The organism is Arthrobacter sp. SLBN-112 (assembly GCF_030944625.1).
GTDB lineage: Bacteria > Actinomycetota > Actinomycetes > Actinomycetales > Micrococcaceae > Arthrobacter.
The window spans coordinates 1,310,102-1,321,955 of sequence record NZ_JAUSXY010000001.1 but is presented as its reverse complement, the minus strand read 5'-3'; the positions used below and the strand labels follow the sequence as shown (position 1 = coordinate 1,321,955).

9 protein-coding genes and 1 pseudogene are annotated in these 11,854 nt (G+C 66.0%); 5 read left to right on the top strand and 5 right to left on the bottom strand.

The features are described from left to right. The first annotated feature begins 246 nt into the window (after nt 1–246). Nucleotides 247–1,749 carry a DUF222 domain-containing protein gene (locus QF050_RS06195; protein ID WP_308929643.1) on the top strand — a complete coding sequence of 501 codons (1,503 nt, stop codon included), beginning with the start codon at nt 247–249 and terminating at the stop codon, nt 1,747–1,749. 194 nt (nt 1,750–1,943) lie between these two features. Here the strand turns inward: QF050_RS06195 and QF050_RS06190 are convergent, their stop codons facing one another. The 3 genes and pseudogenes from QF050_RS06190 to QF050_RS06180 form a co-directional block, all read right to left on the bottom strand. Next, nucleotides 1,944–4,298 (bottom strand): FdhF/YdeP family oxidoreductase, encoded by a 2,355-nt coding sequence (locus QF050_RS06190; RefSeq protein ID WP_308929642.1) that lies wholly within the window; start codon nt 4,296–4,298, stop codon nt 1,944–1,946. A gap of 103 nt (nt 4,299–4,401) precedes the next feature. Then, a pseudogene (locus QF050_RS06185) lies at nt 4,402–5,023 on the bottom strand (MBL fold metallo-hydrolase). Next, nucleotides 5,020–6,126 carry an S-(hydroxymethyl)mycothiol dehydrogenase gene (locus QF050_RS06180; protein WP_308929641.1) on the bottom strand — a complete coding sequence of 369 codons (1,107 nt, stop codon included), beginning with the start codon at nt 6,124–6,126 and terminating at the stop codon, nt 5,020–5,022. The pseudogene QF050_RS06185 and the gene QF050_RS06180 overlap by 4 nt, the downstream one beginning before the upstream one ends. A gap of 301 nt (nt 6,127–6,427) precedes the next feature. Between QF050_RS06180 and QF050_RS06175 the strand changes: the two genes are divergently transcribed. The 3 genes from QF050_RS06175 (at nt 6,428) to purM (ending at nt 9,637) form a co-directional block, all read left to right on the top strand. Beyond that, nucleotides 6,428–6,742, top strand: coding sequence for a hypothetical protein (locus QF050_RS06175; protein WP_308929640.1), 315 nt, complete (start codon nt 6,428–6,430; stop codon nt 6,740–6,742). An 82-nt stretch (nt 6,743–6,824) separates the two neighbouring features. Further along, nucleotides 6,825–8,495, top strand: coding sequence for an amidophosphoribosyltransferase (gene purF / locus QF050_RS06170; protein ID WP_308929639.1), 1,671 nt, complete (start codon nt 6,825–6,827; stop codon nt 8,493–8,495). Further along, nucleotides 8,492–9,637 carry a phosphoribosylformylglycinamidine cyclo-ligase gene (purM, locus tag QF050_RS06165; RefSeq protein ID WP_308929638.1) on the top strand — a complete coding sequence of 382 codons (1,146 nt, stop codon included), beginning with the start codon at nt 8,492–8,494 and terminating at the stop codon, nt 9,635–9,637. Before purF ends, purM begins: the two co-directional genes overlap by 4 nt. A gap of 51 nt (nt 9,638–9,688) precedes the next feature. Here the strand turns inward: purM and QF050_RS06160 are convergent, their stop codons facing one another. Next, a complete protein-coding gene (locus tag QF050_RS06160) occupies nt 9,689–10,459 on the bottom strand; it encodes a VOC family protein (protein ID WP_308929637.1) in 771 nt (256 codons plus the stop codon). 209 nt (nt 10,460–10,668) lie between these two features. Further along, nucleotides 10,669–10,902, bottom strand: a complete 234-nt coding sequence (locus QF050_RS06155; protein WP_018772127.1) for a DUF3073 domain-containing protein — start codon at nt 10,900–10,902, stop codon at nt 10,669–10,671. Between the two features lie 271 nt (nt 10,903–11,173). On the opposite strand from QF050_RS06155, the gene QF050_RS06150 reads away from it, so the two are divergent. Then, complete coding sequence (locus QF050_RS06150; RefSeq protein WP_308929636.1) at nt 11,174–11,851, top strand: septum formation family protein; 678 nt, start codon at nt 11,174–11,176, stop codon at nt 11,849–11,851. Nucleotides 11,852–11,854: the final 3 nt, after the last annotated feature.

Here is an 11,854-nt window from a genome sequence, read left to right as displayed (position 1 = left end):
GATGACTCCGGAATAAAGCTGGGAGCACCTAACGCAACACCAATCACCATATGCAACAGTGTGACTCCAGCCACGCTGACTGTCAATCAATTTCGGATATGACGAAATGCACGGGCGGTGCCACGGAGGACCGCCATTGCTGAACGTAGAGAATCCGGGACCGGAACCCATGTTTAGCTGACCTCCACTGCCGGGGACAGGCCCGGCAGTCCTATTAATGTCGTACCCCCTTGTCATGATTGGTTTATGGGAAGGGCAGCGGTGGCTAAGGCTTATGAGGACATCCGGGCTGCCCTGGCTGTGCTGAATGCCGAGGTAGATGGGTGCGGTTCTGAGCCGTTTTCGCTGGCCGATCCGTTGGCTGCTGTGGCGGCTGGGTGCCTGGACATTCTTGCCGATACCCGGGAGGTCGAGGCCGGGTTCGCTGGCCTGAAGGCCAAGGCCGCGGTGAAGTACGCGGAGAGCGCCTACGCTGTTGCCGGTCCGGATGCGCCGGTACGTGCGCAGGAGATGGCGGTCACGGCGGAGATCGGGTGTGTGCTGGCTCTGGGGCCGCGCGCCGCGTCGTCGTTCCTGGCCGACTCGCATGCATTGACGGCGACGTTGCCGCGGACGTTGGAGGCGTTGCAAGCCGGCGCGATCTCCTGGGGCCACGCGGTGGTGATGGCGGACGAGACAGCGTGCCTTGATGCCGCGGGGGCGGCGGCGTTGGAAGCCCATTTCCTGGACCCGGACGCCCCGGACCCGGCGCGGGGATGTCCGGTGGGGCAGTTGCCGGCGCACCGGTTCAGAGCCAAGGCCCGGACCTGGCGGGAACGCCACCACGCCGAGAGCATCGAGAAACGCCACGTCAAGGGGGTCGCGGACCGGCGGGTGGAGTTCCGGCCGGACCAGGACGGGATGGCCTGGCTGTCCGCGTGCCTTCCCGCGGACCAGGCACTGGCGGGGTGGAACCGGCTCACCGCGATCGCCCGGGGCATGCAGGGACCTGATGAGTGCCGAAGCATGGCGCAGCTTCGGGCAGACACGTTCGTGGACGCATTTCTCGGCGTCAGTGTCACCAGGGGTTCGGTCGGCGCTTGCGGTGGCGCTGCCGAATTGAGTGCTACCCAGGAGGATCCGTCTTCACGAATCCGGGCCCAGGTGCTGCTCACCGTCCCGGCGCTCTCCCTGATCGGTTTGACCGATGAGCCGGCGATGCTGGACGGGTATGGGCCCATTCCGCCGTCCATGGCCCGTCAACTTATCGCAAACGGGGCCGGATCGTTCTACCGGGTGTTGGTGGACCCTCGGGACGGGGCGCCGCTGGAGATCGGCCGGACAAGTTACCGCCTCACCAAGGCGATGCGGGCCTGGTTGCGGATGCGGGACGGGAAGTGCCCGTTCCCGGGTTGCAGCAACAACTCCCTGGACAACGACGCCGACCACATCCTCGCCTGGTCCAAGGGCGGCACCACCGGGATCCGCAACCTGGGACAACCATGCTCCAAACACCACAAACTCCGCCACACCACCAGATGGAAACCAACACCCGCAAGCAAGAACGAACCACCCGGCTGGACCTCACCCACAGGCCGCCATTACCAAAGCGAACACCAGGACTGGGAACCACCACGATGGCCTCCCGTCCAGAAATGCGGCCACGCACCGGGGGAAGGACCGCCGAGAGGCTACCCCGACCTCTTCTACCTCAGGCTGTCCCCCGGGGAAGAAGCATTGGAACGGATACTGCACGCCCCACCCGCCTGACACAGCAAGTACGTTGCGGTCCCGCCAAAGCGTCGTCCCCCGGCTATGGCAAGGACCTGGACCCGGAGGCCGGTCCCGACGGGAACCACCCGGCATAAAAACCTGAGTGGGGAACAGCGACGGCGGCACCCGGCACCTGCCGGACTGCCGCCGTCGTTATTGCGCGCACCGGCGCAGCTAACCACCTCGGTGGGCTAAGCGTGCGTTCCGGCCAGCTCCCCTGCAGATTCCTCGGCTGCTGCCGCCCCGCCCTGGTGCGGCTCGAAGCGGACGAACATGGCTTTGAACCCGGGGGTGTTGGATTCCCGGGCCACGTTTTCTTTGTGGACCAGTGCGTTGGCTTCGGGGAAGTAGGCCGCGGCACAGCCCTTCGCGGTGGGGTAGGCCACCAGGCGGAACTTGTCCGCGCGTCGGTCAACGCCCTGGAAGGTGCTGACCACATCGACAAGTTCCCGGTCCTGGAAGCCCTGTTCGGCGAGGTCTTCGGGGTGGATCAGGATCACGCGGCGGCCACCGGAGATGCCGCGGTAGCGGTCATCCAGGCCGTAGAACGTGGTGTTGTACTGGTCGTGGCTGCGGATGGTCTGCAGCACCAGGTGACCCGGCGGCGGCGTCAGGTACTCCAGGGGACTGACGGTGAACCGGCCGCGGCCGATGTCGGTGGCGAAGGACCGGGTGTCGCGTGGCGGGTTGGGCAGCACGAACCCGTTCTTGGTCCGGACCCTGGCATTGAAGTCCTCGAATCCTGGCAGCACGCGGGCGATGTGGTCGCGGATCACGTCGTAGTCCTCGGCCATGCCCTTCCAGTCCACGGGGTGGTCCGGTCCGAAGGTGGCGTCTGCCATCCGGGCCACGATGACGGGCTCGGCCAGCAGGTGCTCGGAGACCGGAGTGAGGCGGCCTTGGGTGGAGTGGACCACGGACATGGAGTCTTCCACTGAGAGGAACTGGGCGCCTTTGGAGTGCTTGTCATCCTTGTCGGTCCGGCCCAGGGTGGGCAGGATCAGCGAGGTGCGGCCGTGCACGATGTGCGAGCGGTTGGGCTTGGTGGAAATATGCACGGTCAGCCCGATCCGCTGCATGCCTGCTTCCAAGGCTTCGGTGTCGGAGCAGGCGAGCGAGAAGTTCCCGCCCATCGAGACGAACACGTCCACCTCGTCGCGTTCGAAGGCCTCCATTGACTCCACGGCGTCGTAGCCGTGGTGCCGCGGGGACGTGATGCCGAACTCGGTGTCCAGCGCCTGCAGAAGCCATTCCTTGGGTTTTTCCCAGATGCCCATGGTCCGGTCGCCCTGGACGTTCGAATGCCCGCGGACCGGGCAGGCGCCGGCGCCGGGCTTGCCGAAGTTGCCCTGCAGCAGCAGCACGTTGACCATTTCCTTGATGGTGTCCACCGAGTGCGGCTGCTGGGTCACGCCCAGCGCCCAGCAGAAAATGGAGGCCTTGGACGCCACCAGCATCGCCGCCACCTTCTCGATCTGCCCCCTGGTCAGGCCGGTGGCCTTCTCGGTCTCGTCCCAGTCCACCGTGCGGCGGGCTTCACGGTAGGCGTCGAATCCGTCCGTCTGGGCGGCGATGAAGGAATGGTCGACGACGGTCCCCGGGTTGGCTTCCTCGGCCTCCAGGAGCAGGTGGCCGAGCGCCTGGAACAACGCCAGGTCCCCGCCGACCTTGATCTGCAGGTATTCGTCCGCGAGCGGGGTGCCGCCGCCCACCACGCCTGAGACGGTCTGCGGGTCCTTGAAGTTGAACAGGCCGGCCTCGGGCAGCGGGTTCACCGCCACCACCTTTCCGCCCTTGTCCTTGCACTCCTTCAGCGCGGACAGCATCCGTGGATGGTTGGTGCCCGGGTTCTGGCCGACGACGAAGATCAGTTCGGCGTCGTGGATGTCATCCAGGGAGACCGTGCCCTTGCCGATCCCGATGGTGGGGTTCAGCGCTGAGCCGGAGGACTCGTGGCACATGTTGGAGCAGTCGGGCAGGTTGTTGGTGCCCAGGGAGCGTGCGAACAGCTGGTACAGGAACGCGGTCTCGTTCGCGGTGCGGCCGGAGGTGTAGAAGACGCTGCGGTCCGGGGTGGTCGCCCGGAGGTGTTCGCCGATCAGCTCGAACGCCTCGGCCCACGAGATCGGCGAGTAATGCGTCTCCCCTTCGCGGATCACCACCGGTTCGCTCAACCGGCCCTGGTTGCCCAGCCAATACTCGGTCTTCTCCGAGAGTTCGGCGATGGAGTGCCTGGCCCAGAACTCCGCCCCGACGGTACGCAGGGTGTTCTCCTCGGCCACCGCCTTGGCACCGTTCTCGCAGAACTCGGCGGCCTTGCGCTTCTTGTCCGACTCCGGCCACGCGCAGCCCGGGCAGTCAAACCCACCCCGCTGGTTCAACCGCAGCAGCGACTGCGCCGTCCGGGTCACACCCGCCTGCGCCACCGCACGTTCAAGGGCAACCATGACGGCCTTGACCCCGGCCGCCTCCGTTTTGGGCTTGTGGACAGAAAGGTCATCCTCATTGATATCCGCAACGGGGGCGGGCTGCTTTCCGAACTTCATCGTTCCAACTTCCTTACCGGCTTGTGCTGTTCGATCGCCGGCAAGGGCGCGCCAGGCTCTCCCGGCGCGCCTTTCGCTGGCACCTTTCGTGTACGTCCGCTGGCTACTGCGGAACCTTCGCCAGCGTTTCCTGTTCCGCGGCGATGGTGGTGTTGTCCCCGTGGCCGGTGCGGACCACGGTGTCGGCCGGCAGCGTGAGCAGCCGTTCGCGGATGGACGCCAGGATGGTCGGGTAGTCGCTGTAGGACCGTCCCGTGGCCCCGGGGCCACCATTGAACAGCGTGTCCCCGGTGAACACCGTCCCCTGGCTTTCAAGGTAGAAGCAGGTGGATCCCGGCGAGTGGCCGGGCGTGTGGATCGCCTTCAGCGTTGCCCCGCCAACCTCGAACACGTCACCGTCGGAGTGGTAGCGGTCCGGTGTGGCGTCCGGGTACACCTGTTCCCACAGCACCAGGTCCTCCTGGTTCAGCAGAATCGGTGCACCCAGGGCGCCGGCTACCTCACGCGCGGCACCAATGTGGTCATTGTGCGCGTGCGTGAGCAGGATGGCCTTGACCTTCCGGCTGCGGACCTGGCTGATGATCGCTCCGGCATCGTGGGGCGCATCGATGATGACGCATTCCTCGTCATTGCCCACCGATCCAGACGTTGTTGTCCACGTCCCAGGTGCCGCCGTCGAGTGAAAAAGTACCGGAGGTGACCAGGTTCTCGATGGTCACGCTCATGCGGAGGCCCCAGCCGCCTGGACCTCGACGACGGACCGCAGCACCTTGCCTTCGTGCATCTTGCCGAAAGCCTCCTCCACCTGGTCGATCGAGATCCGCTCGGACACGAACGCGTCCAGGTCCAGGTTGCCCTGTTTGTAGTGCGAAACCAGCATGGGGAAATCGCGGGACGGCAGGCAGTCGCCGTACCAGGAGGACTTCAGCGAGCCGCCGCGGCCAAAGACGTCCAGCAGCGGCAGTTCGAGCGTCATCTCCGGCGTCGGGACGCCCACCAGCACCACGCGGCCGGCAAGGTCGCGGGCATAGAAGGCCTGCTTGTACGTTTCGGGACGGCCGACGGCGTCAATCACCACGTCAGCGCCGTTGCCTCCGGTGAGGGCCCGGATGGCTTCCACGGCGTCCTCCTGGCGCGAGTTCACGCCATGGGTGGCGCCGAGGGACTGTGCCATGTCGATCTTGTTGTCGTCGATGTCCACGGCGATGATCGTCGTCGCCCCCGCGAGCTTCGCGCCCGCGATCGCGGCAATCCCCACGCCGCCGCAGCCGATCACGGCCACGGACTCTCCGCGCTTGACCTCGCCGGTGTTGATGGCGGCACCGATGCCGGCCATGATGCCGCAGCCCAGCAGGCCAACCGCGGCAGCGTCAACGTCCGGGTCCACCTTGGTGCACTGCCCGGCTGCCACCAGGGTCTTTTCCGCGAAGGCACCGATGCCCAGGGCAGGGGAAAGGACCGTGCCGTCCTCGAGGGTCATCTTCTGCGTGGCGTTGTGCGTATTGAAGCAGTACTGCGGCTGGCCCTTGGCACACGCACGGCACTCCCCACAGACCGCCCGCCAGTTCAGGATCACCCGGTCACCCGGGGCCACCTGGGTCACATCGGGGCCAACGGCGCTCACCACACCGGTGGCCTCGTGACCCAGCAGGTACGGGAAGTCATCACCAATGCCGCCCTGCTTGTAATGCAGATCGGTATGGCAGACACCGCAGGTCAGGATGTCCACCAGGGCCTCGCCCGGCCCCGGATCCGGCACCAGGATGGTCTCCAGCGACACGGGAGCGTTCTTCTCCCGGACAACGACTGCTTGTACTTTGTGGACCATGGTTCTTGCGTTCCTTTCCTGGATCCGGCCGGATCCGTGAGTCGGCACCACGTGCCAATCTAGCTGACATGCCATGTCCGGGGACCACGCCACCTCAGTTCACGAGCCCGCTGAGTTGCATAATAAACAACAGGGTGCACATAACGCTTACAGCACAATATGGCAGCGGCCACACTTCGTGTCAATAGATATATCAGTCTCCGCCTGGTCGGCTACCAGCCCTTCGCCGCAAATTTCGCCGGCACCGGGAGCACCCCGCCCCGTTACGCGGACCAAAACACCGGGCAGTAGGCTGGATGCCATGTCTTTTGAAGAAACCCCTGCCGAGCGGCGCGAAGTCACGGTCCGCCGGGCACCCAAATACGTTCCCTTCCTGGTGGTCGGAGCGCTGCTGGGTGTGGTCGCAGCCGCAGTGGTGGCGTACGCGGTGCCGGGCGACACCACGTTCGAACCCGGGGCCGTGTTCGGTTTCTTCCTGGTGATGTTCGCGGCCGCAGGCGCAATCCTGGGCGCCGGACTGGCACTGTTGCTGGACCGCCGCAGCGTGAAGCGCCAACAGCGGGCAGTGGTGGAGTCCGTCCCGGATTCCGAACCTGACACTGACCCCCAGGCCTAGCAGGTCCCAAACGCCCCAGGCCTGGCAGGTCACAAACGGGCAGCCGGAAAAGTCATACCCCATATCGTGCGATAATCGATCAGTGGCACGCGGCGATGGAAAACTTTCCCATGATCTACTTCCCGGCGAAAAAGGCCCGCAGGACGCTTGTGGCGTCTTCGGCGTCTGGGCACCAGGCGAAGAGGTAGCAAAACTTACCTATTACGGGCTGTATGCACTGCAGCACCGCGGTCAGGAGTCGGCTGGCATAGCCACCAGCGACGGCAAGCGGATCAACGTCTACAAGGACATGGGACTCGTCTCCCAGGTCTTCGACGAGACCACCCTGAACACCCTGACCGGGCACCTGGCCGTGGGCCACTGCCGCTACTCCACTACCGGCGCCAGCCACTGGGCCAACGCGCAGCCCACACTCGGCGCGACCTCCACGGGCACGGTTGCCCTGGCGCACAACGGCAACCTGACCAACACCGCCGAGCTCAACGCCATGATCAACGAGCGCAACGGCGGGCAACTCACCGGCGAAATGAAGCAGGGCAACACCTCCGACACCGCCCTGGTCACCGCGCTGCTTGAAGGCGAGCCGGGCAAGACCCTCGAGGAAACGGCTACCGACCTCCTGCCCAAAATCAAGGGCGGCTTCTGCTTCGTCTTCATGGATGAAGGCACCCTGTACGCCGCACGCGACACCTTTGGCATCCGCCCGCTGGTCCTCGGCCGGCTGGAACGCGGCTGGGTGGTGGCCTCCGAGCAGTCCGCACTGGCCACCGTCGGCGCCAGCTTCATCCGCGAAATCGAGCCTGGCGAGTTCATCGCCATCGACGAGGACGGCGTACGGTCCAAGCGGTTCGCGGAGCCGACGCCGGCCGGTTGCGTCTTCGAATACGTCTACCTCGCCCGCCCGGACGCTGCCATCGCCGGCCGCTCCGTCTACGAGTCCCGCGTGGAGATGGGCCGCCAGCTGGCCCGCGAAAACACGCAGCCGGCAGACATCGTCATTCCTGTCCCGGAATCCGGCACCCCCGCCGCCGTCGGCTACGCCGAAGAATCCGGTATCCCCTTTGCACACGGGTTCGTCAAGAACTCCTACGTGGGCCGCACATTCATCCAGCCCTCGCAGACTCTGCGCCAGCTGGGCATCCGGCTCAAGCTCAACGCCCTTGAATCCGTGATCCGCGGCAAGCGTGTGGTGGTGGTGGACGATTCGATCGTCCGCGGCAACACCCAGCGCGCCATTGTGCGGATGCTCCGGGAAGCCGGCGCCGCAGCCGTCCACGTGAAGATTTCCTCCCCGCCGGTACAGTGGCCCTGCTTCTACGGCATCGACTTCGCCTCCCGCGCGGAACTCATCGCCAACGGCGCCACCATCGAGGAGATCTCCCAGGCCATCGGCGCGGACTCGCTGGCCTACATCTCCGAGGACGGCATGATCGGGGCCACGCGGCAGCCGCGCGAACGGCTCTGCACCGCCTGCTTCACCGGCAAGTACCCCATCAAGCTCCCGGACGCCGACAAGCTGGGCAAGAACCTGCTTGAGCGCACCGACCTCGGCGGCATCAAGCCGTCCCCGTCCGCGCTTCCCGGCGAAACGGCCGCCCTGGCCGTTGACGCCACGGAGGACCCGGCGGAGAAAGCCGGCGCCACCGGCTGCGATCCCGGGCCGGACTCCGAATTCGAAAACCTGCTGACCGAAGCCGACCTCGTGCCCGACGTACACGCCGCCACCAGCGCCGACAAGAAGGACTCCGTATGACTTCCGCCAACACCGCCGCAGAGAACTCCGGCATCACCTACGCCTCCGCGGGCGTGGACGTTGAAGCCGGGGACCGCGCCGTCGAGCTCATGAAGGACGCTGTCAAGGCGACCCACAACTCCTCGGTGATCGGCGGGGTGGGCGGCTTCGCCGGACTCTACGACGTCTCCAGGCTCCTGACGTACAAGAAGCCGCTGCTGGCCACCTCCACGGACGGTGTTGGCACCAAGGTTGCCATCGCCCAGGCCATGGACATCCACGACACGATCGGGTTCGACCTGGTGGGCATGGTGGTGGACGACATCGTGGTGGTAGGTGCCGAGCCGCTGTACATGACCGACTATATCGCCTGCGGCAAAGTGGTCCCCGAGCGCATCGCGGACATCGTCCGCGGCATCGCCGCAGCCTGCTCCGTGGCCGGAACCGCCCTGGTGGGCGGCGAGACCGCAGAGCACCCGGGCCTGCTGGGCGAGCACGAATACGACGTCGCCGGCGCAGCCACCGGCGTTGTGGAAGCCGACGCCCTGCTTGGCCCGGACCGCGTCCGCGCCGGCGATGTGGTCATCGGCATGGCCTCCTCCGGCCTGCACTCCAACGGCTACTCGCTTGTCCGCCGCGTCATCAACCACGCCGGCTGGGCACTGGACCGCCAGGTCTCCGAACTGGGACGCACGCTGGGCGAGGAACTCCTGGAACCCACCCGCGTCTACGCAGCCGATTGCCTGGACCTGGCCCGCACCTTCCCGGTCAGCGCCGGTGCCGCCGTGCACGGCTTCAGCCACGTCACCGGCGGCGGCCTGGCCGCCAACCTGGCCCGGGTCCTCCCGCAGGGGCTGGTGGCCACGGTGGACCGCGCCACCTGGGAACTGCCCGCGATCTTCAAGCTGGTGTCCGAACTTGGCAACGTCCCGCTGCCCGATCTCGAACGCACCCTCAACCTCGGCGTGGGCATGGTGGCCATCGTATCCCCCGACGCCGCCAACGCCGCGGTCGCGCGCCTGAACGACCGGGGCCTGCCGTCCTGGGTCATGGGCACGGTCACGGAGGATTCGGATTCCATTTCCAAATCCGGCCCCGACTACGTCCAGGGCGCCAAGGGCGTGGACGGCGGCGCAGTCCGCATGGTCAACGCCTACGCGTAAAGCCGCAAACATTTGGGGTCCCGCACCGCACGGTGGGGGACCCCACTGTTGTTAATTGACCTGGATCAGGCTGAGGATGCCGCCCTGCGGGTCCTTGATGGTGATCAGTGAACCGTCGGCAGGATGCTCATCCGGCTCCACGATGACCTCTCCCCGGGCCTGGACCGCAACCTCCGCTGCGCCGCGAATGTCCGCCGCGCCAAAGTAGACCTGCCAGGACGCTTCCTCGCTTTCTTCGGCAGGAACGACGCCGGCCACCTCGCCACCATCGATGAGCAGCGTGCTGTAGCTGCCGCCGTCGTCCTGCGGGTATTCGGTGACCTCGTGCCCGAACAGGTGCTGAAAGAAGCCGACGGCGGCCTGCGGCTCGGGCGTGGACAATTCCGCCCAAGCCAGCGCACCTGGCTCGTTGAAGAGGTGGCTGCCGAAGTGAGTACCGGCCTGCCAGATGCCCGTGGTCCCGCCACCAGGCGGGGCGAGGAAAGCCAAGACGCCGGTGCCGCCTACCTCTTCAGGCCCGAACTGGACGTCGCCGCCTGCACGGGTGGCATCGTCAAGCAGCGCTGCGGCGTCTGCGGCCGCGAAGTAGATATTCCATTGCGCCGGAGTGCCCGGCGCCTGCAAAGGGCCCTGCGGCGCAATGGTGGCAACCAGCTGGCCGTTCATGAAGGCCTGTGCGTAGCTGCGGCCGTCCGGGGTGGGAAAGTCCTGGTAGGTCCAGCCGAAAACGCTGGCGTAAAAGTCTTTGGCGGCGGCGACATCGGGGGTCTGCAGATCCGCCCAGCAGGGCTCACCATTGGCGTAGTTGGTCCGAACAGTCATCCGGTCAGGTTACCAACGCCGGAAAGCCCGCTGCCACCGGATGTCCGGGAAGGCAGCGGGCTTCCTCATGTCAGCAGTCACCCGAAAGCGGGTACTGGAAAGGAGGTCCTGTGCCATCCCTAAGCTGCGGGGACAGCACCTGCGGAGTCTGTTAGCGCTTAGCTGCGCCGCGAACGGGGAAGCCCGGGGCCACGGCGGCCTTACGACAGCTAGCCGATGCGACGGTTGTCAACCTCGTCGTCATCGTCATCCAAATCATCCGCGTACTTATCCACATAGGCCGAATAGTCCGGCTCGACCGGTTCATTCGAGTAATGGCTCGTTGAACGACTGCCTGGGCCCGTCAGCTCACGCTGAAGTGCCGAGTAGTCAGTGTTCGGGGAGTAGTACTTGATGTCCCGAGCCTGCTTGGTAGCTTTTGCCTTTTGACGGCCGCGCCCCATGGCGTGACCCCCTTTTGTACTTGGACCGGAGGTGGTCACCTTGGCGATCGGTGAGGCCCCGGAATGTTTGGTCAATTTGTCGTACACCTAGATTACATGCTTTCGGCTGCCCCTGCTTGCCGCCAACGGCCCCGAGCCGGGGCGTGGGGTACCATGGCTCACTTCGGCCCGCAGGATCACGGCATTTTTCTTCGGTAGAGTCACTTAAGAACTGCCGATTTTGACCGGCCGTTGGCGAGCCGCGGAACAAACCCCAGGAGGATGCGCACCCGTGAACCACCAGGACATCCCGCCGAAGCCTGCCTCGCCGCCGCACACCGGCAGCCTGCCAAGGGTCCCAAGCGGGGGCAACGGTTCAGCGCCCGCCCCGGAATCTGTCACGTGGTCCCAGCCTCTCCCGGAACCGCCACCCCGCCGCGCACCCAACAGGGTGACCTTCTGGAAGGTGTTCTTCGTCGTCGTGATCGTGGCCGTTGCCGGCTCGCTCGTGTGGCTTGCCGTGTGGTTGAACTCATCCTCCGGTGCCGACAAGTCCGCGGCCGACGCGCCGGGTGTGCTGCAGACCACCGCCACAGCCCCGGCCACTCCCCAGCCACTTCCACGCGACGGGGTGGCACCTGCCGCCTACGCGGTGGGCGACTGCTTCAAGGACTTCGATCCCGAAGCCCTGGCGTCCACGGTGGTGTCCTGCGATACCGGGCATTCGGCGCAACTGGTGGCAACGTACAGCTATCCGGCCGCAGCCGCCTACCCGGGGGCTGACCCGTTGAAAGCCAAGGCGCTGGAGGCATGCCAGGCGGCCACGCTCGGCCCGGCGGCCAACCAGTTCCATCTCAACTACCAGCGCAGCTTCCCCAGCAGTACCAGCTGGGACTCGGGCGACCGCCGGGTGGATTGCTACGTCACAGCCGATACCGGCAACGTGATTACCGCCAGCGTGCTGCCCTGACGA

Excerpts from the sequence above, each read along its gene's own strand:
- QF050_RS06180 (WP_308929641.1), bottom strand. The coding sequence starts at position 6,126 with ATGGTCCACAAAGTACAAGCAGTCGTTGTCCGGGAGAAGAACGCTCCC.
- QF050_RS06155 (WP_018772127.1), bottom strand. The coding sequence starts at position 10,902 with ATGGGGCGCGGCCGTCAAAAGGCAAAAGCTACCAAGCAGGCTCGGGAC.
- QF050_RS06195 (WP_308929643.1), top strand. The coding sequence starts at position 247 with ATGGGAAGGGCAGCGGTGGCTAAGGCTTATGAGGACATCCGGGCTGCC.
- QF050_RS06160 (WP_308929637.1), bottom strand. The coding sequence starts at position 10,459 with ATGACTGTTCGGACCAACTACGCCAATGGTGAGCCCTGCTGGGCGGAT.
- QF050_RS06175 (WP_308929640.1), top strand. The coding sequence starts at position 6,428 with ATGTCTTTTGAAGAAACCCCTGCCGAGCGGCGCGAAGTCACGGTCCGC.
- purM (WP_308929638.1), top strand. The coding sequence starts at position 8,492 with ATGACTTCCGCCAACACCGCCGCAGAGAACTCCGGCATCACCTACGCC.
- QF050_RS06190 (WP_308929642.1), bottom strand. The coding sequence starts at position 4,298 with ATGAAGTTCGGAAAGCAGCCCGCCCCCGTTGCGGATATCAATGAGGAT.